A 20,311-nucleotide genomic window follows, 5' to 3' on the forward strand; every position below is an offset into this window, starting at 1 on the left:
CCCCAAGCCCCCATCGAACGCGACCTGACGATGCAGCGCTGGCTCAACACCTACCAGCATCCGATCCCGGATTTTTATGACCAGAAGAAGGGGGGGAGTGTGTCGGGGAGCAGTTCGGGGAGTAATTGAGCGGTAGCGCGCTGACCCCGAATCTGACGCAGACCTGTAGGAGTGAGCTTGCTCGCGAGGCGTACGAACAGTTACATCCAGGGCGACTGACATAACGCCATCGCGAGCAAGCTCACTCCTACAATCCGGCGCCAAGTCCAGATATCAGACGCTTGGACGCTCAATGCGCCGTCACCCGCCCGCGTGCGGCACTGGGTGACAGGGCCAGGGCCAGTTGGGTGCGGTTGTGCATGTGGGTCAGGCGCAGCACCTGCGACACATAGAGCTTCACCGTGTTTTCGGTGATGCCCAGTTCGCAGGCGATCTGGTAGTTGGTCTGGCCTTTGCTCACCAGCCTCGCGACGTCGAGCTGGCGTGGGGAAAGCTGTTCGAAGATGGCGGGCATCTCGAAGTCGCCGTCGCTTTCAGCCTGTGCGGGCTGGGCGATCTGGCGGGATTTGTCGAGGTCCTGGCAGAGGTCGTCGATGGACGCGGCGAGGAACTGCAACTTGTCGTTGAGATGGCCCAGGTGCTGGACGTTCTTGACCCGTTCTTCCAGCGAATCTTCCTGCCGCCGTACGCCTTCGAGCAGCTCGTTCAGGTCGACGGGTTTTTGGTAGTAATCGGCGATCCCCGCACGCAGGGCCTTGATAACGTCCTGTTTCTCGGCGCGGCCCGTGAGCATGATGGACTCGAAGATGCGCTTCTTGCCCGCCAGCAGTTTCAGGGCCTCCACCAGTTCGATGCCATTAAGCCCCGGCATGTCCAGATCGCACAGCACGATGGCGATGGCGCTGTCGTCGCGGAACCGTTCCAGCGCCTCACGGCTGGAGTAACAAGGCACGCAACGGTAACCGCTGCCCTCCAGAAACTCGCTGATCTCATCGACGATGAGCGGTTGATCGTCGACCACTAGAACCTTTATTGCCGATTGCTTATTCACGCGCTACTCCCTGCTGCGACTACGGCTGAACCGGGCCCGGTGCCTTGCCTATCCTTTATGGCAACCACTGTAGGACAGTTCTCTGCCCGGACGTAGGAACAAACCTAGACTCACTTTCGGACTATGTACATAGCGTGTGATGGCAATTCGACTAGTGGACCCAAATGAGGGTAGCGATGCACCCCAAAAACAGGAAAGGCACGAAGGGCTGCTTTGTTGACGTTTCGGGCGACAGCTGTGGATAACGCATCCTGACCCGTTGACCCACATGGCGCCACATTCTCTGGCGCACGAGCAACCAGGCCACGCTGGTCACGCCCGCACCGATGAATGTGCCCAGCACCAGCGCCGTGTCGCTGGCGAGTGCCAGGGCACTCAACAGTTTCACATCCCCTGCGCCGAGCCTGCCCAGCGCGTACCCCGGCAACGTCAGCAACAGCGTCAGCAGCAATGCCCACCAAGGCTGCGGCGACGGTGCACCCAGCCAGCTTTCACCGTTCATCACCAGATAGAACACCGCGGTCAGCCCGGCGCCGAAGGTCAGAACGTTGGAAACCCGCCTGGCGCGAGCGTCCTGATCCGCGCATACGGCAAACCACACCAGTAGGAAAAGTAAATTCATTGGGTAAAAAACGTCCTGTTTTCCGTAAAGAATCTATGCTCCAAGCACGGTAGCACTGTCAGGGTAGACGTCGGCATGCGCAGGATCGCTCGCAATTTTTCCCCCATCAGGCAACGTGGCGCCGCCGCCATCGAATTTGCCCTCGTGTTCGTGATTTTCTTCGCGATTTTCTACGCGTTGGTGACCTACAGCCTGCCCTTGCTGATGATGCAATCGTTCAACAACGCCACCGCCGAAGCGGTGCGCCAGAGCGTGGCCATCAGCCCCGGCAGCGCCACCACACCCGCCGCTTACGCCACCTTGGTCACGACTCAGGCCAAGTCGGCATTGACGACACAATTGGCCTGGATTCCGTCGGCGCTCGGCTTCAATCCCACCTCGGATGCCACTGTCAGCTTCGACGGCAAATTGCTCAAAGTCCGGATCGATTACCCCAAAAGCAAGCTGACTCAGGTCATGCCGGTGCTGACGCTACCCGGAATCGGTGACGTGCCGAATCTGCCGACCTACCTTTCTGCTGAAGCGAGCCTGCAACTTGCCCCTTAAAAATGAAATCCTCAACCGTTGGCTCGGGCGCGGCGATGCACCTTCCGGGCGCGAACCGGAATCCCTGAGTGTCGAGCCCACTTCAATCAGTGCGGACTGGCACATGCAGCTGGATCAGGACGGGCATGTCACCAGCATCAGCAAGCCTTTGCGCAGCGCGTTGGGGATGGGGGCGTCGACGGCGCCGCCGCAGCGTCTGTTGAGCTTTCTGATGCCGAGCAGCGCGCTGGTGGTGGAAGGTTCGCCGCAGGAGTGGCTGGGGCACATGCTCGATCTGGATTTCAAACGACCGGGCGGCCAGGTGCTGCACACGCGCGGCTGGGTCCAGGCACAGTCGACGAACCTGCCCGGCAGTTGGTTGCTGCAATTGCTCGACATTGGCGACCTGATGGAAGAAGCCAACGTCGCGCAAAGCCGTCAGCAGTGCTTGCGGGTGGCCGGGCAGATTGCAGAGAAAGTCCGGGGATGCCACATCGACCGGTTGCAAGCGGTCACCGCCGAGCAACTGGAAGAGCTGGCGCAGAATTATCGGGTGCCGTGTCTGGCGCTGGCGCTCGCAGAACCCAGTGGTCTGGGCTGGCGCATCTTCGCCCATTACAACGCTCACACCGCGCCGCAGCTGTGGCAGGACGGACAGCGCCTGGGCACCGACCTCGACTCACTGAACGGCACGGTCACGCACCAGATTGACTTCGACGCTCCCAGCCACCTCGTGCATCTGCAAAGCGCGTTTGGCAACGCCGAGGGGTTTCTGTTGCCGCACCACAAAGAGGGCTCTGTGAAGGCGTGGATGTTGTTCGGGTTCTACGATGCCGCGCAACAGGCGCCTGAGCTGGGGGATCGGGAGTGGATGAACCTCTGCTCGGCACTTGCCGGGCCCATCCTCTATCGCCATGCCGATCAGGCGCACCGCCATCAACTGGAACGGCTGGCGGTGTTGCAGGACCTGCTAGGCACCGGCTGGTGGGAATTGTTGCCCGACACCGACGAAGTGCAGCTTGCTCCTCAGTTGGCGAGAACGCTGGGCCTGCCGGAGACCAGCGACGTGCTGCCCCTTAGCCAGTGGCTACAACTGATCCATCCCGCCGACCGTCATGAGCTGGAAAGCCGCCTTGGCGGGTTGCGTGAGCATGGGACGCCGATGTTGTCCTGCGTCCGGTTGCGTGACGATGAGGGCGCTCACCCGCCGGTCTGGCTGCGGATTCAGGGGCAGGAACTGGTCAGCGGGCAGGCGCGGCGGGTGCTGGGCTTCATGCTCGACGTCAGCGATATCAAGAATCAGGAAACCCAGGCCGCAGCTGCTCACGCCCGGCTGGACAACCTCATCGCCAGCTCGCCCGCGGTGATCTACGTGCTGAGCTACGATCGGGGCAGCCTTGAACCGACGTTCTTCAGCGCCAGCCTGACGCCGGTGTTGGGCTGGTCCCAGGCGGAATGCAGCGACGGCTTGCTCACCCAATACATTCACCCCGACGACCGCGACGTCTGGTTTCAGCGCACACGCCAGTTGTTGCGGGAGGGTGTGGTCAGCTGTCGGTATCGCCTGCGGGACAAAAAAGGCGAGTACCACTGGCTGCTGGATGAGGCGCGGTTATTGCGCGATGACTTGGGCATGCCGGTGGAGGCGGTCGGGCTTTGGCTGGACGTCACGGAAGCGACACAGGCCACCGAGCGCGTTAGGGAAAGCGAAGAGCGTTACCGGATTCTGGTGGAAGATTCTCCTGCGATGATCTGTCGCTACACGCCGGACCTTGTGCTGAATTTCGGCAACCGGCCACTGGCGGATTATCTCGAATGCACCCCTGCGCAACTGCCGGGTGTGAACCTCGGGGAATGGTTTTCGGCCGAGCAGAAAGAAGCGTTCGTGAAGCGCATCGAAGAGCTGACCCCGGAATCACCCATGAGCACGTCGGAAATCTGTCTGGAGCTGCCGGGACGCGAGCACGCGTGGTGGGTCTGGGCCGACCGCGGCGTGTTCGACGACAGTGGCAAGCTGATCGAGATTCAGGCGGTGGGCCGCGACAACACCGAAATCCGTCGCACCCGAATGCAACTCAACCAAAGCGCCAAAATGGCGACCCTCGGCGAGATGGCCACGGGGCTCGCGCATGAGATCAACCAACCGCTCAACGTGATGCGCATGGCCGTGGTCAACGTCCTCAAGCGCTTGAGCAACGGCGAGGTGGAAATCGATTACCTGACCGACAAGCTCAATCGCATCGACACCCAGGTGCAGCGTGCAGCACGGGTGGTCAACCACATGCGGGTTTTCGGGCGTCGTTCGGAAATCGAGCAGCAACTGTTCGACCCGATCGATGCGGTGGACGGCACGCTGAACATGCTCAGCGAGGGCATGAAGGGCAAAGGCGTCGACCTGCGCATCGGTGAACCGGGAGCGCGGGTAAGAGTGCGAGGGCACGTCGATCAACTGGAGCAAGTACTGATCAACCTGATGGTCAACGCCCGGGATGCGCTGCTTTCCAAGCGCGAAAAAGACCGCGATTTCGAGCCCTGGATCGCTCTGCATGTCGAACAGGACGAGCAGACGCTTTGGTTGATCGTCGAAGACAACGGCGGCGGCATCGACCCGCGTCTGCTGGAGAGGATTTTCGAACCGTTCTTCACCACCAAACCGGTGGGCGTGGGAACGGGCCTGGGGCTGTCGGTGAGTTACGGGATCGTTGAGCAGATGGGCGGCCGTCTGAGTGTCAGCAACTCCAGCGAGGGCGCGTGTTTCCGGATCGCGTTGCCGATTGTGCGGGAGTGAGGTTTTTTGCTCAGATCACCAACTTCGCCTGCCCCAGATTGCAGCTGAGGTTGGCGCCGACGTCCACGGCGTTGAGGTTGACGCCGAGGCCTTTGAGCAAGGGGTCGATCAAGCCGCTGATCAGCGGGGTCAGCGTGCTGGCCAGCACCTGGTCCAGGGCCGTCGTGATCCCGCTGAGCACCGTCCCCAGATTGCTAAGCAAATCCCCCAATCCATTGCTGACAGTGGGTTTGTACATGTTGACCTGAATCCCCGACAGCGCATTCGACAACAAGGCGCTGGTCGGCGTCGTCAGGACGGGGGAGGGAGGAAAGTACGCCGCCTGATTGATCTCCGGCAGGTTGGGTGAGATGTACGTAAACGGCGTGCCCGTGACGCCCAGCGAAGTATTCAGGCTCACACCGATGCCGCCCCCCGCAAACGCGGTTCGCGCGCCGCACGTGCCGATACCCAGAACCAGATGGCAGGTCTTGATGCCGATATCCAGCACTGGCAATGGGCCGGGAACCATCGTGGCCGGATTGGTGCTCGCCGGAAATGCCGCAGCCGGGTCAATCTTGCCGACTTTCAAATCCACGATGGCGGACTGGGTCTGAGTGGTCAGTGATTTATTGGTATTGGTGGTGCAGGTGTACCCGGTCACATAGCTTTCGGCACTGGTGGCGGTGAGCGCGATGTCGAGGCTGACGCTGTTGCTGCTGTCAGAGAGCCATTTAAGATCGAGCGTCTGGCACCCGGCACCCAAGAGGCAGGTCACTGAATTGACGACGCCCACAAGATCCAGGTGCAGCAGGCTGCTGACCGTCGGCGTCAGTGGGGCGATGAGGTTGGTGGCGGCATTGGCCAGGGAGGCGACCCCATCCAGCGCCGGCAGTTTCACGTTCAGCAGTGTCTTGACCTGCGCTGTGCGCACGTAAATGCGGTTGGGGCCGGTTCTGGGGTTGGGGTCTTTTATCGCGAGTTTGGGGTTGCCTATGGCAGACAGCTGGCCAGGTTCAATCACCTGTACGCGAGCGTTGACCTGAGCCAGCCCTGCGAGATTGATCGGAAAGTTGGCCACCAGGCCATTCTGTTTGTTCGCCAACTGGGCGAAGCCTTCCACGAGGTCCATCAGATTGACCTTGGTGTTGAGCGCGGCGATGTCGGTCCCGCCCTGAACCTGAAGGAGATTGCCCAGCACCACTTGCGTCGAGCCTGCCGCCACCTTGAGCGCCTTCAACCCGAGCACGGTTGCAGTGGCGCCGAGGGTGCCGTTGGGGTCGAGCACGTTGATTGCTGATTGCAGGAGTTGGCTGACCGCAATGTTGCTGCTCAACAGTTGCGTGTAATCGAGGGCCGACAGTTTGATGTCGCTCTTCAACTGATCCAGGTAGCCGAGCAGGCTGATGTTGCTGTTGGCCAGCCCCTGCCAGCCTGCGACATCCAGATTGACACTGCTGCCCAGAAAACCGCCGATCAGCGGGTTGAGGATGCTCGCGTTGGCGGAATTCAATTGCAGCGTGGTGTTGCGAATGCTCAGAGCTGCGATCGGTGGAACGCCGGCCGCCACCGCCACCGCACTCAGTTGAACATCGGGTGGCGACGGCGTGGTTTCGAACATCGCACTGACACCGGCCGCGATGCTGCGTGGCACGCTGTGGCTGACCGTGACCTGAATGGCGTCAGAACGGGTGGCGTCGACCGCGAAGGTGCGTCGACTGTCAGTGCCGACGATCAGCATGCCGCAGCGCGTGGCCAAGGTACGGGTGTTGTCGGAAACCGTGAAACCGTTGCGGGTCGCACTTTGGGTGGCGTACGTGCTGGCGGTGTTACTGCCGGTGCAATCGCCGCCGCGACTGGCAGCCTCCAGCGCCGCCACATCCGCCACGCGCTGCAACGAGCGTTTTTCCATGTAGAGTCGCCCGCTGTCGACCACCACCAGGGTGCACAGCAGAGCCAGAGCCAGGGTCAGCGCGGCCATCAATCCTATGGCGCCACGCTGCCGGTCCCGACGTGCGTAGGGGTACATCAGGGGAGACATCCAGCACTCCTTCGGCAAAGCCGTCGCTACTCACCCGAGATGCGGGGAGTGTAGCCGGGGGTTGAGAAGTGTGCCGGGTGATGGACGGAATCGGACGTTATGTCGACACGAATGCCGAATCGGAGTGAAATCCCTGTGGGAGCGAATTCATTCGCGAAACGTCCGTACATGCGACGCATCTGTAGCGTCTGAACGATTTTTCGCGAATGAATTCGCTCCCACAGAGTTAGTTACCCGCACATCAATGGGGCGGGTATTGCTGGAGGATTTTCTGCACGGTCTGACGCAGCGCCAATTCCCGCGCGGCCGGGTTGGCGTTGTTGTCGTTCACCACCTGTTCGGTGCTGCCGCGCCAGACCAGTTTGCCGTCCTTGCCGTCGAGCATGTCGATTTGCAGGGTCGAGACCTTGTAGTCGACGCTGCGCGTCTCACTGCCCATCGGGCCGCCCCAGTAACCGCCCCACGGGTTGCCCCAATAGCCGCCACCGCCGTAGTTGGTGGTGACCAGTTGTTGGCGGTCTTCGACGATCAGCCAGGCTTGCACTTGAACGTCGGCTTTCACGCCCGACGCGGCCATGCGCAGGCCGCGTTGATCGAGCTGTTCACCGACCGACTGCCGAATGCGCTGCTCCGTCAGGTCGCTTTTGATGCGAGGGTCGTTGGGCTGATATTGCAGAGCCGGTTCTTTCCAAGCCCAGGTTCGATACCCGCCGAAATCGCGCTGTGCGTCGAAGTCACGATTGACCCGATCGGTCTGGCACGCGGCGAGCAGCAGGGCAACACACACGACAGCGATGCAGCGGAACATGACGGTTCTCCAGAAAGAAAACAGGAAAGATTACGACGGCGGATAAGCGGTCAGCGCGTGCTGCACGGCCTGGCGCAACGCCTTCGCCCGCGCCGACTGATCGCCGCCGCTGCCGGTTTCGGCGCTGGCGCTCCAAACGGGCTGACCGCTGCGACCGTCGAACAGGCTGATGCGCACCACCACGACTTGCTCCTGATAGGTTCGCACGACCGGCACCGTGGCGTAGCCGCCATAGCCGTTGCGATACCCGTTGTAATAACCACCACCGTAGTACGGGTCGTAATAATCGTCACGCACCTGACGAATACGGGTTTCCGTGTGGGTGTCGGCCGCGACGCGCAAATCAGCGGTCTGCGGGTTCTGCGAAGGCCGCAAGCCCCGCTGGTCGAGACCGTTGCTCACCGCTTCTGCGACCTGCGCCGACTCCGCCCATTGCGTGCCCGGCGGCAACTGACCGTTGAGCCACGTCCAGTTGCGATAACGCCCGAAATCACGGGGCGCAGCGGGGTAGGCGCTCATGTCGATGGCGTTGGCCGCTTGCGGCGGAGCAGGCGGAATGGCGGCGGAAACGGCCGTGTACGGGTTGGGGCTCTGACACGCGGCCAAAGCCAGAAAGAGGGGCAGCAAAGCGAGGCGTTTCATGATGGTCTCCGCAGGTAGCCTCAAACAGGTCGGCACATCCAGTGCAGATAACGTCCCAATCCGGCAAAGCTCGGGTGGCGGCGGTGGGCGAGTTCCATTTCCAGCAGGTCGGCCAGCTCGGCTTTCGCCTGGAATTCGACCGGCATGTAATCGTGGAATACCCGAACGCCACTCTGGGTTTCGACCCGCCACAGACCCTCAAGTTGCGCCGCTAATTCGCGCGGATCAAGGGGTTCTTGCGGGGTCAGGCTCTGCTTTTCACCGGCCAGCGTATTTCGACGCATTTTGCGGAAATGGCCCTTGAGCAGATTGCGATAAATCAACGCATCCCGGTTGTAGAACGCCAACGACAGCCAGCCATCGGCTTTGGTGAGCTGGCGAAAGACCGGCAGGATGGTGAAGGGTTCGGCAAGCCATTCAAGCACAGCATGGCAAATCACCAGATCGTACGGCTCGCTCAGTTGCTCAGGGAGCGCCTGCCACGGGGCTTGAATGAAGGTGCCCGTTTGTCCGGCGTCTGCGAAGCGCTGGCGCGCGCCTTCCAGCATCGGTTCGGCAGGCTCGGCCAAGGTGACGTCATGCCCCTGTTCAGCGAGCCAGAGCGACATGTGGCCCAGCCCGGCGCCGATGTCGAGGACGCGCAGGGGGCGGTCCGGCAGGCTTTCTTTCAGGTCTGCCTGCAACACCGCCAGACGGATCGCGCCCTTGGCGCCGCCGTAAATCTTCTCGGCGAAGCGCGTGGCCAACTGGTCGAAATGACGGTCGCTCATTTGCTGAACCGCCGTTCGCTGTCGGCCAGCTTGGCGCGCACCACTTCGTTCATGTCCAGCCCCAATTCGCTGCACATCAGCAGCAGATACAGCACGATGTCACCCACTTCCTGACCCGCGTGGGCGAGTTCGTCGGCGGGTAGCTGACGCGACTGGTCCTCGGTTTTCCACTGAAAAATCTCCACCAGCTCGGCCATTTCCACACTGGCGGCCATGGCGAGATTTTTAGGGCTGTGAAATTGCCGCCAGTCATTGGTATCGCGGATGCGATGCAGGCGTTGGGTGATTTCGTCGAGGTTCATGGGGCGGGTCTCCTGAAGGTGGGTAGCTTCAGGGGGATGCGGGGCGGAATCAAGTGAAGCCGATGGAAATTCGGTGCGTTAGTCACTGTAGGAGTGAGCTTGCTCGCGATGGCGGCGTGCCAGATTCGGAAATGGTGACTGACAGACCGTCATCGCGAGCAAGCTCACTCCTACAAGGGCGAGAGGTGAAATCTGAAGCTGTAGTCACTCCGCCGCAGGCTGCCACGTCCCGATCATGTGCACGATCCCTTCCTTGCCCTGGACCTTCAACTGACCATGAGACCCCGCCGCGCTGGCAGAAAGCGTCACCTCGCTCGGCAGGCGAACGGGCTTCTGAAACTCCACCGAGATATCCACATTTGACGCTGGCAAATGATCGTCCAGCGCGGCGAGCGTGCGGCTTTTCATCCACAGGCCATGGGCGATGGCCGTGGGGAAACCAAACAGCTTGGCGCTGCTGTCGCTCAGGTGGATCGGGTTGTAATCGCCGCTGACTTTCGCGTATTGCCGACCGATATCGGAGGGGGCGTACCACGTCGCCAGTTCGGTCATCGGCAGCGGTGCCGGTTCGTAGGCGCCTTCAATTTCACCTTCGATCTTCGCGCCTTTGCACAGCATGGTGCTGTCCTCTTCCCACAGCAGCCCCAGCGCGTCTTCGAACTGCGTGATCAGGCTGAACGTCGCGCCTTTTGCGTGGGGTTTGAGGTTAGCGACGCGCACGCTGACTTGCGCCTTGATCACACTGCCGAGCGGGCGGCGAATGCTGATGCGGTTATGCAAATGCACCAGCCCCAACAGCGGAAACGGGAAGTCCTTGTCGGTCAGCAGTTTCATTTGCAGCGGGAACGCCAGCACGTGGGGGTACGTGGGCGGCAACAGGCTACCGGGGATGAACCCGCAGACCTTGGAGAAGGCGTTGACTTTGTCGGGGTCCACCGAGACCCAGCAGCGCAGCCCCTGATCCGGCAGCTGTGAGCCGCTGATCTTGCGCCGCAACGCCGCTTGCATGAACAAGCCGGGCAGCGACGGAGGGGTGTCCAGATAGCGCCAATGTGCACTCATCGATTCTCTCCCGTATTCGTTAAGCCCCAATCACGCTTTGCCCGCAGACTCTCAGCACTTGCCCGGTGACCGAGCCGGTGCCCGGCTGACCCAACCATGCCACCGCTTCCGCGACGTCCTGGGGCAAGCCGCCCTGGCCGAGCGAACTCATGCGTCGGCCTGCTTCACGCAAAGCGAAGGGCATGTGCGCGGTCATGCTGGTTTCGATGAAGCCCGGTGCCACTGCGTTGATGCTGATACCGCGTTCTTTCAGCGAAGGTGCCAGCGCACGCGCCAGTCCGATCAGCCCGGCTTTACTGGTGGTGTAGTTGGTTTGCCCACGATTGCCGGCAAGCCCGCTGATCGAGGCCATCAGAATCACGCTGCCATTGTCGCGCAGGGTGCCTGCATCAAGGAGTGCGTGCGTCAGTAGTTGCGGGGCGTTGAGGTTGACGTTGAGCACCGAATCCCAGAAGTCGGCAGTCATGTTGGCAAGCGTTTTATCGCGAGTGACACCCGCGTTGTGCACGAGGATGTCGAGTCCGTCGGGCAGGTGTTCGATCAACTGGGCGGCGGCATCCGGTGCGCAGATATCCAGCACCAGCGGTTGACCGCCAAGCCGCGCGGCCAAGGCTTCAAGCTCGGACTTGGCTTGTGGCACATCCAGTAACATAACATCTGCGCCATCTCGGGCCAGGGTTTCCGCGATGGCCGCACCGATGCCGCGAGCAGCGCCGGTCACCAATGCCTTGCGTCCGGCCAGTGGGCGACTCCAGTCCTGCACGTGGGCTGTTGAGGCGCTGAGGCGAATGACCTGGCCGGAGATGAACGCGCTCTTTGGCGACAGGAAAAAACGCAAGGCGCCTTCCAGTTGATCTTCCGCGCCGTCTTCGATTTGCAGCAGTTGAACCGTGCCGCCGTTGCGCATTTCTTTCGCCAGCGAGCGGCTGAAGCCTTCGATCGCCTGCTGTGTGCTGGCGGCCAGTGGATCGGTCTGGGTGTCGGGCGTGCGGGCGAGGATCACGATGTGCGCGCTGTTTTCCAGATGGCGGATCACCGGCTGGAAAAAGTCGCGCAGCTCAGAGAGTTGGGAGGTATGCAAAAGGGGGCTGGCGTCGAACACGACCGCTTTTATCTTCGAGCCCTGATCGGGTGCCCACGGATGCGCGCCGCTGACGTCACTCGCGAAGCTGAACAGCAAGTCGGTCATGCGCGGGGCAAACTCGCTGACGCGCTCCGCCAACGGGCCGCCGCTCAACAGCAGCGCACCTTCTACCGGACGCAGGCGCCCGGCCTGCCAGCGTTCCAGTCGCGCTGGCGCGGGAAGGCCCACGGCTCCGACCAGTCGGCGACCGATGTCCGAGTTGGCGAAGTCAATGTAGCGATCAGATGCCATGGAACACTCTCCTTGAGTCGGGGTTCAAAGAAGTGGACCACATCAATGGCTAATAAGTCCTACGCTTTCGGGCTGATCAGCGCACACAGGAAAGGGAGATTTCAATGAACCAGATACGCCGCGTCGCCATCGTCGGAGGCAATCGCATTCCGTTCGCCCGCTCCAATGGCGCGTACGCCACCGCCAGCAATCAGGACATGCTCACCGCCGCGCTGGAAGGCCTGATCGAACGCTTCAACCTGCACGGCCTGCGCATGGGCGAAGTGGCGGCGGGTGCAGTGCTCAAGCACTCCCGGGATTTCAACCTGACGCGCGAGTGTGTCCTGGGTTCGCGTCTGTCTCCGCAGACCCCGGCCTACGACGTTCAGCAGGCCTGTGGCACCGGGCTGGAAGCGGCGTTGCTGGTGGCCAATAAAATCGCCCTGGGGCAAATCGAGTGCGGCATCGCGGGTGGCGTGGACACAGCATCCGATGCGCCGATCGGGGTGAACGAAGACTTGCGACGCATCCTGTTGCAGGTCAACCGCGCCAAGAGCACGGGCGACAAACTCAAGGTGCTGACCCAACTGAGGCCGCACAACCTCAAGCCCGAATTGCCCCGCAACGGCGAGCCTCGCACAGGGCTGTCGATGGGGCAGCACTGCGAGCTGATGGCGCAGACCTGGCAGATACCTCGGGAGGCCCAGGACCAACTGGCGTTGGAAAGCCATCAGAAAATGGCGGCTGCCTATGACTCGGATTGGCAGGATGATCTGCTGACACCGTTTCGAAACCTGACCCGGGACAACAATCTGCGCGTCGACGCCAGCCTCGAAAAAATGGCATCACTCAAACCGGCCTACGAGCGCAGCCCTCGTGGCACGTTGACGGCGGGAAACTCTACGCCGTTGACCGATGGCGCGTCGGTGGTGTTGCTGGCCAGTGAGGAATGGGCAAATGCGCGTGGCCTGCCGATCCTGGCGTATCTGCGCGATGGCGAGGCGGCAGCGGTGGATTTCGTGCGGGGCGACGAAGGGCTGCTGATGGCGCCTGTCTATGCCGTGCCACGGCTGCTGGCGCGCAATGGTTTGACGTTGCAGGATTTCGATTACTACGAAATTCACGAAGCGTTCGCGGCGCAGGTGCTGTGCACGCTCAAGGCATGGGAAGACCCGGAATACTGCAAAAACCGTCTGGGCCTCGATGCGCCATTGGGGGCCATCGACCGCAGCAAGCTCAACGTCAAAGGCAGCTCACTGGCAGCAGGACACCCCTTCGCCGCGACCGGCGGGCGCATCGTCGCCAACCTCGCGAAACTGCTCAGCGTCGCAGGACAGGGGCGCGGGCTGATTTCGATTTGTGCAGCGGGCGGGCAGGGCGTTACGGCGATTCTAGAGCGGTGAATGAGCGTCCTGCCTGACACACCGCGCGCGCCGGATTCACTGCCGGTGCCCGGCAGATCGTAGGCAAGGTGGAGCGCCACCCCGGCACTCCCACGCGTTCGGCAGATGCAGATTGTAGGCGGGTGAAGCTTTTGATTCTGGCCGCAGGCCGTAGGAGCAAGCTTGCTCGCGATCTGGCGCGAAGCGGCAGTAAAACCCGACGACGCTATTTGCCTGACACACCGCGCGCGCCGGATTCACTGCCGGTGCCCGGCAGATCGTAAACAAGCCAACTCCGCCTTCGGCAGAGGCGCAGGCGTAGACCGAGGCAGAAGTGGAAAGCGCTGAGTCTGAACTGTATTGCTGGAGTAGCCTATTGATGGCCCCGTAAACTGCCCGCTTCACGACAGAAGGCACGCCCATGCCGAGCAAAGGACATTCACCCTCTCGCAGCCCCGACACGCTGCGGCAGATCCCCGCCCTGACCGACCTGCCTCGTCCCGTTTACGCCCGTGCCGAAAGTTTGAGTGCGGGCTCATGGACACCCACCCATCGCCACGACTGGGTGCAGTTTTCCTACGCCATCAGCGGCGTTCTCGGCGTTCACACCGAACAGGGGAGTTTCTTCGCGCCTCCCCAATGGGGCGTGTGGATTCCGGCGGGACTGGGTCATGAAGTGGTCACCTCGACCCGGGCAGAAATGCGCAGCCTGTACGTTCGCACTCAGGATTCTTTATGGGCGCCAGATCGCTGCAGGGTGCTGGAAGTCACGCCGCTGGCCCGTGAACTCATCAAAGCTTTCTGCCTGTTGCCCCCGGATTATCCCGAACGCGACAGCCACGAGTCCCGACTGGTGCAGGTGCTGCTCGATCAACTGGCGCAACTGCCTGAGGTCGGCTTTTCCCTGCCGTTGCCCCGTCATGCCCGCTTGCTGGCGCTGTGCAATGAACTGGTCGAAGACCCCGGCCAGACCATCACGCTCACCGATTGGGCCGCGCGCCTGAACATGTCGGAAAAGACCCTGATGCGCCTGTTCCAGCGCGAGACCGGTTTGAGTTTCAGAGGGTGGCGACAACGAGCGCGATTGCTCGCGTCGCTCGATGCATTGGAGGAGGGCGACAGCGTGACCAGCACCGCCCTGAATTGCGGGTATGACTCAACGTCAGCGTTCATCGCAGCGTTCAAAGGCCTGTTCGGCTTCACGCCGGGTGAGCTGTTTCGCGCGTGACATCTGCGCGTATGGTCAACGGCCCCGCTGCCCACTGCGCAGGCATGATCTTGATCACGCCACCGAGCCATAGATCGTCACACTGGTGTCTGTGGTGGTGCCTTCGTGGGGGATATCGACGCCCTTAGAGTCGGTCACTCGGTCGATGGTGACGGAGGTAATGGGCGGCACGGCCGTGATGGCATATGTCGTCAACGGAAATGCCTGGCGCGTGGCCCCCCCATCGAACGACACTTCCAACACCAGCTTCAGTGAAGAGCCGTCGGTCAGGCCTTTCAGAAAGCTTTGCGGAATCTTAGTGCTTTGAACGCCTGTGCTGGTGATCGCAAAGCCCTGCCATGCGGGCAAATCCAGCGCGGTCGAGCCTTCCAGCTTTAGCCAAAGACGTTGCCCGACGGCGATTAAAGGCCATGCCGACACCGTGACATCGGCGTCGGCCGTTAACGCGGTCACATCAAGTGTTCCCCCAGAGGCTTGTGTGATCTGCGGGCCCGCGAGCTGGTTTTCCGGGATCGGGGTCACGGTCAGTTTCAAGAACTCGGAAATTGAAGTGCCGGCTGGGCGGACCACCGCGTAGATGACATCGACGGTCTTGCCGATCGCTTTGGCAACGTCCGCGACTTGCACGGCGAACGTCACCTTGCCGAACATGCTGCCGTTCTGCGCTTCGAATGTGTCATTACCGTTGAACGACAGCCCGATGATGTCTGAGACGTTCATCTCGGGGTAGGCAACCTCGACGTGTACGCCCGATGTACCGAGTATGGGATTCAGGGTGCCTGAAGGTGCTTCGGTCACCGTCGGTGCGGGGAAGGTGTTCTGTTGAGTGCTGCTGAACGTGCTCACGCCAGAGGTCTTACCCACTGAGGAGAAGGCAGCGGCCAGTTTTTTTTTGTCGTCGTCTGTGATCTTGCTCATGATGTTCATCCTTGTTGAGCGTAAATGCGCTTTGGCGCGTTTCAGATTTTCATAACGAAGTGGTCCCAAAGGGTCCAGTCAGCGTTGCTGGTGATTTCCAGATACCGAATGCGGTTGGTACCGCTGGTGTAGGTCTCGGTCTGGTTGAGTTGCGATGGCAAGATTTTGGTACTCAGTTCCGTTCGGGAGGCGTCCAGGTAGCGGATCGCGGTGGCATTGGAAGCCACGCCATGAACGTTGAAGCTCAGGGTGGTGCAGTCGGTGTCGCACTGAAGCTCAATCACCTGACTGCCGTTTTCTCGATAACTGACTTGCAGGACCGGATTGGTGAAAAGCCCGGTATCAGCTTCGGGTGGGAGGACATAGCGCCCATCGAAGCCGGCGGCACCTGTCCCCGATACGAACCGGATCGTCATGTTCCGGGTCTTGATCAATCCCCCCGCGCTGATCAAATCGGCGTCATGCTCGTCGAAGTCGTCAATGAGCTCGCTTGGCCCTGCGGCCTGTATGAGCAGCGCTTTGCTGGCAGAGGTGCGGGTCGCTCCGTTCAAAACCACCGTGTAGTACACCTGCACCGTTTTGCCGAGGTTGGCGTCGACGTACGTCTTCGCCAGATCGAAAGGAATTTCTTTGCCGTTCCAGTTCGATGGCACCACAAACGTGTCTGTGAAAGGCGAATCTGTCGCCCAGACGACGGTGACGGTTTCCCCCGCCTGCATGGGGGTGTAATTGACCCGGATGGTGGTGCCGTTAGCCGGTACTTTTGCGGGGTCCAGCAAATCGCCTTCGGAATGATCCACGACCGGAGCGGGCAACTGCGCGCCTGCCTGGCGAATCTGGAACGTGCTAACCGGTGAAACAATGACTGGCCCGTCACCCTTGTACAACGTGTAGCTGAGGTCCACCTTGCCATTGACCAAGGGATCGACGAAGGTTTTGCTCACTGAGCGCGTAATGGGTTTCCCGACAACGCTTCCCGTGACGAGGACGTTGATCGTATGCACCAAAGGTGTCCCGTTGGCCGCGGTGCCGCTCCAGGAGACTTGCAATTGGTCGCCGATGGCAATCATTTCGGAGGCGTCGATATGAACCGTCGCCCCGCTCGCAGGGAGTGCGTCAGGGTCCAGAATGCTGCCAGTCGCCTCGAGTATGCTGGGCGGTGGCAAGTTTTGTACGTCGCCAATTACCTGCACATTGGCCCTTCGGGAATACTTGGAAGGTCCTGTTGCAGGCGTGACTGTATAGCGCATGGTCGCGTAGCCCTTCGCAATCAGTTTCACCTGCGCGTTGGGCACGCTCAGGGCGATGGGCCAGCCAATGTCGTTCTCCGTAACTTTGTAGTTGAGAAGCACGTCGGGCAGCAAAGTACCGTCTGCGGTGTGTCCGCTCCAGGCCAGTTGCACCTGGTCGTCGCGCTCCATGAACGGCTGTGGCGTATCAGCCGAGGATTGAACCTGCGCATATTCTGCAGTCCCCCCTTTAAGGGTGTAGACAGGAATCTGCACCTGCACGTCGCTGTTGCCCAACAGTTTCAGGTCTATCTTGCCATCGACCACGCCTGTGCCGCTGACTCTTGGAGCCTGTAGAAAACTGTTGCCCACCTCGACGTCGGTGTCGCGCTGACGGGACCATTTTGACCAGTTGTTGACCAGATCCCGGATCTGGTAGCGCACGATTACCTTGCCTGCGCTGGCTTCCAGCACCGCGCGCGTGACATCGAACCTGACAGGGTTGCCAACGATGACAGGTGGACTGGGAAGAATGCGTTGGCCGCCCCAGTCAAGCGTGACGTTGTCATGTGAATCCATGTTTTCGTAGGGCGCAATGGTCACCGTCAGGCTCTGAGTCGGCTCTTCGATGAGCTCTGGAATGCCCTGAATTTCAGGCAGGTCCTCATTGATGTAGGGCGTCCCTGCGTCCGGGTCTGTTCCGCCAGGGACCAGGGTTTTTACCAGCACTAATCGGACAGGCGAGCGATCAGTCGAACCGCCAATGGCTGAGGTGACCTCGTAGGCCACCTTATGTTCACCGTCGCCAAACTGAATGATGTCGGTTGCTTTGACCAGAAAGCTGACCAGACGGGTTTCCAGTGCCTTGTCATCGACGAGGGTTGAAAGAAGGCCCTGCTCTTGCCAAAAGAGGTCGATGCGGTCCCCCGGCCCTATTTCGTTCCCGATGGGAAGCACCACTTGCACCACGATGCTGGCTTCGGGGTCTTCGTACAAATCTGTCCAGTTCAATCCGCCTTTGGCTTCCGTCGAGGGAACCCTTGGGCTGGACAGTGCTAGCGGAGTAATCGTTGAGTTGCCCACAGAACGCTCCTTGTGCCGTGAAAGGTGAATCGTGCTTGTTGACGTGATTGCCGTGGGCCAGAACGGATTCCGGCCCACGCCGGTGATGATTGCACTGCCGACTTAAGGCACGTAGCTGGAGCAATCAGGATCGTTCGGGCGTTTCACGTCGCAATACGCCGACGCTGAGTTGGATTGTGATGAACCCTTGGCGTTTTTGAACACAACGTACGCCTGCACATGGCCCCTGCTGCAGACCGCAAAGTGGTACAGCGCCGACACGTTAAAGGTGTAAGTGCCTGCTCGGATGTCTGCTTGCGTCAAGGTGTACACCGGTTCATAAGTCGCACCGGGGACCAGCGATCCGCCTGTGAGCCTGTCATACCCACTGAAGAACAACTGCACGGTGTCGCCAGGTTCGACATTTACGTAATCGACTTTGGTCACGACCGGGTTATAGCGACCGCTGGCGGGGCCAATCAGTTGGTCCTGCCCAATCGCGTCGTTTTCATTCAAAACGGTGAAAACGGGAACATCGATGGTCCCACTGCCGGGCAGCTCGTCCGGCCCGACGACCTTGACCCGTGCAGACGGGGCAATGGCACTGTTCCCGTTTGGCGGTGCAACGCTCGGGCGCGTGATGGTGTAGCAGACAGGAATATCAATGCCCGACCCCTCTGCCTGGACTGTGGCAGCAGGAACGGTCACGACCAGGTCGATCGCATCGTCGATGTCTTGCTGCACGATCGTGCGTGTGATGGTCTTGGCGATTTGGGAACCCCATGTCACTTCAATTTCGTCGTCCAGTTCGTAGATGTCATCACCGGCAACATCCAGCCAAGAGATGATGACGCGCGCGTCCTGATCGAAGTCTTCCGGCGGAATGACGTTGTCTTCTCCCGGCGGTGGCGGGTCGCCGGCGCTGGCGCTTCGTGCGATCAGCGGCTTCAGGTTTTCGTTGATGGGGGTCGTGGGGTCCGGGTCCGGGCCGCCGGGAATTCTCAGGTCCACCTTGACGGTGTTGATGTCGGACGTCCCGACGGAAACGCCATTTCGAAAGACTTCAAACGTGACATCGACGGTCCCTTGTTCGGTCTCTGCAATCACCAGACTGTAAGCGAGATCAATCGTAATGAACGGGTCGTTCCCTAAATCGGCAGCGGTCAGCGGGTATTTCGATGAAGTCTGGCTGCCCCAGTGAACCATGATCTCGTCCCCGGCCTGAGCCAGGTCGAATTTAGTAATGCCCACCTTGGTTCCGGCGCGCGCTTCTGCTTCATCCAGCAAACCCGAATCCGGGGCGGCGCCGGAATCCGGCTCTGCTTGGGGGACGGTGGGTGCTGGAATCACGGACGGCGTGGTATGCAACTGGATGTCAAACACCTGGCTATTTGAACCTGCGAAATTTCCAGATTTGTCCGTCACCTTGTAAAAGAAAGAGGCGGGCCCGTTGCCAGCGGCTTCAAGCTCGGTCTCCAGGTAGGCGAGCCGAATAAACCCCTCGACCGGGTCTGGATCAACCGTCAGTTCTTCCGAATGACAAGGTGTTGTGTTGATCCACAGCTCGATGGTGTCGCCTCTGGCGATGCCTTCATAGTGGGCCAATTGCACGGGGAGTTGGCCCTCTTGGATGTTGGCATCGACGATCATTTTGCTGACCTCGACTTCTGGCGGGAACGTCAGCAAGGGCAGCGCGCTACCGCCCGGCGCCTCGGTATCGACGCGCACAGTGTGCCGAAGCGTCCAGTCGTTCACGCCCCCTGGGAATGATCTGGCCCTCACCCGGATGATGTAGACGCCGTGGAGCAGAAGCGCTTTAGGGACATAAAGTTTGAACACGGTAGTGGTATCAGCGGCCTCTGCATCCGTTACGTCGTGCCGTGTGCCGATGAGATTAGTGTCACCAGGATCGTTCGGATCACCCGGGGCAAACGACTTCCAGGCGATTTGCAGACGCATCTGTTCCTCGACACCGTTCCACCAGGGCAAATTGATTTCCAGGTCATTTTCGAGCGTCTTTATGTGCAGTAACCCGTCGTAATCCGGGATAGCTTCCGGAATTGTGAGTGATGGGGCGTCCAGGTCATTTGCAGTAAATGGATCGATCCTGCAAGTGCCTTGCCTGAGTACACGACTTTGCAAAATGGTCATATGTATCTCCTGCTTCCATTGATTAACTGGCTGACATTCCGTTATCGCGTGAGCCACACCGTGCGTGAAATGTGTGCTTCCAGTACCTCGTGCCGAAACGTGATAGTCCGCTCCGCTAGCTGTTGGATAAGCGCGGTTCGAGACAAGCAATGTATTGAGTCAATAAGGCCGGTTGACGGGGCTACCCAAAAAGGGCATTACATGCGGCCTTGTTCTCAGCGTAGCAGCGGGCCGACGCTGAACAGAGGGTGGGGATATGATCTTTCGCGATAACCCGGATGACTAAAATTGCGAGCCTGTTTCATTAAGTATTCGCGATAAAAGCACGGCTTGTAATCGCGAAAAGATCGAAGGTCATAACTGCCTGTTTATATTTCCTGCGCTTAAATAAGAAATG

16 protein-coding genes and 1 pseudogene are annotated in these 20,311 nt (G+C 60.4%); 5 read left to right on the forward strand and 12 right to left on the reverse strand.

The window, feature by feature from the left end:
• A pseudogene (locus GVN17_RS26965) lies at positions 1–129 on the forward strand (DUF3613 domain-containing protein); the annotation flags it as partial.
• 160 nt (positions 130–289) lie between these two features.
• Here the strand turns inward: GVN17_RS26965 and GVN17_RS26970 are convergent.
• Together GVN17_RS26970 and GVN17_RS26975 are read right to left on the reverse strand one after the other, a co-directional pair.
• Entirely contained in the window at positions 290–1,051 is a 762-nt protein-coding gene (locus tag GVN17_RS26970) for a response regulator transcription factor (RefSeq protein WP_166598343.1), read from the reverse strand.
• A 151-nt stretch (positions 1,052–1,202) separates the two neighbouring features.
• Positions 1,203–1,673: a prepilin peptidase gene (locus GVN17_RS26975; protein ID WP_166598344.1), complete on the reverse strand. Its 471-nt coding sequence runs from the start codon at positions 1,671–1,673 to the stop codon at positions 1,203–1,205.
• A 75-nt stretch (positions 1,674–1,748) separates the two neighbouring features.
• Between GVN17_RS26975 and GVN17_RS26980 the strand changes: the two genes are divergently transcribed.
• Positions 1,749–2,219 carry a TadE/TadG family type IV pilus assembly protein gene (locus GVN17_RS26980; protein ID WP_166598345.1) on the forward strand — a complete coding sequence of 157 codons (471 nt, stop codon included), beginning with the start codon at positions 1,749–1,751 and terminating at the stop codon, positions 2,217–2,219.
• Positions 2,209–4,986, forward strand: a complete 2,778-nt coding sequence (locus tag GVN17_RS26985; RefSeq protein ID WP_166598346.1) for a PAS domain-containing sensor histidine kinase — start codon at positions 2,209–2,211, stop codon at positions 4,984–4,986. Before GVN17_RS26980 ends, GVN17_RS26985 begins: the two co-directional genes overlap by 11 nt.
• A 10-nt stretch (positions 4,987–4,996) precedes the next feature.
• Here GVN17_RS26985 and GVN17_RS26990 read toward each other — a convergent pair whose 3' ends face one another.
• The 7 genes from GVN17_RS26990 to GVN17_RS27020 all read right to left on the reverse strand — a co-directional run bounded on the left by GVN17_RS26990 (position 4,997) and on the right by GVN17_RS27020 (position 11,965).
• Positions 4,997–7,006, reverse strand: coding sequence for a pilus assembly protein TadG-related protein (locus GVN17_RS26990; protein WP_166598347.1), 2,010 nt, complete (start codon positions 7,004–7,006; stop codon positions 4,997–4,999).
• 241 nt (positions 7,007–7,247) lie between these two features.
• A complete protein-coding gene (locus tag GVN17_RS26995; protein ID WP_166598348.1) occupies positions 7,248–7,814 on the reverse strand; it encodes a DUF4136 domain-containing protein in 567 nt (188 codons plus the stop codon).
• Positions 7,815–7,844: 30 nt separating this feature from the next.
• Entirely contained in the window at positions 7,845–8,456 is a 612-nt protein-coding gene (locus GVN17_RS27000) for a DUF4136 domain-containing protein (RefSeq protein ID WP_166598349.1), read from the reverse strand.
• Between the two features lie 20 nt (positions 8,457–8,476).
• A complete protein-coding gene (locus tag GVN17_RS27005) occupies positions 8,477–9,226 on the reverse strand; it encodes a methyltransferase (RefSeq protein ID WP_166598350.1) in 750 nt (249 codons plus the stop codon).
• Positions 9,223–9,528 (reverse strand): nucleotide pyrophosphohydrolase, encoded by a 306-nt coding sequence (locus GVN17_RS27010; RefSeq protein WP_166598351.1) that lies wholly within the window; start codon positions 9,526–9,528, stop codon positions 9,223–9,225. Before GVN17_RS27010 ends, GVN17_RS27005 begins: the two co-directional genes overlap by 4 nt.
• A 204-nt stretch (positions 9,529–9,732) precedes the next feature.
• A complete protein-coding gene (locus GVN17_RS27015; protein ID WP_166598352.1) occupies positions 9,733–10,590 on the reverse strand; it encodes a MaoC family dehydratase in 858 nt (285 codons plus the stop codon).
• A gap of 19 nt (positions 10,591–10,609) precedes the next feature.
• The gene (locus tag GVN17_RS27020; RefSeq protein WP_166598353.1) at positions 10,610–11,965 is read right to left on the reverse strand and encodes a 3-oxoacyl-ACP reductase; all 1,356 of its coding nucleotides are present in this window, start codon (positions 11,963–11,965) and stop codon (positions 10,610–10,612) included.
• 104 nt (positions 11,966–12,069) lie between these two features.
• Here GVN17_RS27020 and GVN17_RS27025 point away from each other — a divergent pair, with 104 nt between their 5' ends.
• Positions 12,070–13,347, forward strand: coding sequence for an acetyl-CoA C-acetyltransferase (locus GVN17_RS27025; RefSeq protein ID WP_166598354.1), 1,278 nt, complete (start codon positions 12,070–12,072; stop codon positions 13,345–13,347).
• A 400-nt stretch (positions 13,348–13,747) separates the two neighbouring features.
• Positions 13,748–14,554: a helix-turn-helix transcriptional regulator gene (locus GVN17_RS27030; protein ID WP_166598355.1), complete on the forward strand. Its 807-nt coding sequence runs from the start codon at positions 13,748–13,750 to the stop codon at positions 14,552–14,554.
• Between the two features lie 54 nt (positions 14,555–14,608).
• Here GVN17_RS27030 and GVN17_RS27035 read toward each other — a convergent pair whose 3' ends face one another.
• From GVN17_RS27035 to GVN17_RS27045, 3 genes are all read right to left on the reverse strand, one after another.
• The gene (locus tag GVN17_RS27035; protein ID WP_166598356.1) at positions 14,609–15,472 is read right to left on the reverse strand and encodes a hypothetical protein; all 864 of its coding nucleotides are present in this window, start codon (positions 15,470–15,472) and stop codon (positions 14,609–14,611) included.
• 41 nt (positions 15,473–15,513) lie between these two features.
• Positions 15,514–17,784, reverse strand: a complete 2,271-nt coding sequence (locus GVN17_RS27040; RefSeq protein WP_166598357.1) for a hypothetical protein — start codon at positions 17,782–17,784, stop codon at positions 15,514–15,516.
• 102 nt (positions 17,785–17,886) lie between these two features.
• Positions 17,887–19,914 carry a hypothetical protein gene (locus GVN17_RS27045; RefSeq protein WP_166598358.1) on the reverse strand — a complete coding sequence of 676 codons (2,028 nt, stop codon included), beginning with the start codon at positions 19,912–19,914 and terminating at the stop codon, positions 17,887–17,889.
• Positions 19,915–20,311: the final 397 nt, after the last annotated feature.

The sequence above is a fragment of the Pseudomonas sp. SLFW genome (genome assembly GCF_009905615.1).
In the GTDB taxonomy this organism is placed as follows: domain Bacteria; phylum Pseudomonadota; class Gammaproteobacteria; order Pseudomonadales; family Pseudomonadaceae; genus Aquipseudomonas; species Aquipseudomonas bambusae.

Bases quoted from the DNA above. Each gene is read 5' to 3' on its own strand.
- GVN17_RS26980 (WP_166598345.1), top strand. From the start codon at position 1,749: ATGCGCAGGATCGCTCGCAATTTTTCCCCCATCAGGCAACGTGGCGCC.
- GVN17_RS27015 (WP_166598352.1), bottom strand. From the start codon at position 10,590: ATGAGTGCACATTGGCGCTATCTGGACACCCCTCCGTCGCTGCCCGGC.
- GVN17_RS27020 (WP_166598353.1), bottom strand. From the start codon at position 11,965: ATGGCATCTGATCGCTACATTGACTTCGCCAACTCGGACATCGGTCGC.
- GVN17_RS27030 (WP_166598355.1), top strand. From the start codon at position 13,748: ATGCCGAGCAAAGGACATTCACCCTCTCGCAGCCCCGACACGCTGCGG.
- GVN17_RS27010 (WP_166598351.1), bottom strand. From the start codon at position 9,528: ATGAACCTCGACGAAATCACCCAACGCCTGCATCGCATCCGCGATACC.
- GVN17_RS26975 (WP_166598344.1), bottom strand. From the start codon at position 1,673: ATGAATTTACTTTTCCTACTGGTGTGGTTTGCCGTATGCGCGGATCAG.
- GVN17_RS26990 (WP_166598347.1), bottom strand. From the start codon at position 7,006: ATGTCTCCCCTGATGTACCCCTACGCACGTCGGGACCGGCAGCGTGGC.
- GVN17_RS27025 (WP_166598354.1), top strand. From the start codon at position 12,070: ATGAACCAGATACGCCGCGTCGCCATCGTCGGAGGCAATCGCATTCCG.
- GVN17_RS27005 (WP_166598350.1), bottom strand. From the start codon at position 9,226: ATGAGCGACCGTCATTTCGACCAGTTGGCCACGCGCTTCGCCGAGAAG.
- GVN17_RS27000 (WP_166598349.1), bottom strand. From the start codon at position 8,456: ATGAAACGCCTCGCTTTGCTGCCCCTCTTTCTGGCTTTGGCCGCGTGT.
- GVN17_RS26995 (WP_166598348.1), bottom strand. From the start codon at position 7,814: ATGTTCCGCTGCATCGCTGTCGTGTGTGTTGCCCTGCTGCTCGCCGCG.
- GVN17_RS27045 (WP_166598358.1), bottom strand. From the start codon at position 19,914: ATGACCATTTTGCAAAGTCGTGTACTCAGGCAAGGCACTTGCAGGATC.
- GVN17_RS27035 (WP_166598356.1), bottom strand. From the start codon at position 15,472: ATGAGCAAGATCACAGACGACGACAAAAAAAAACTGGCCGCTGCCTTC.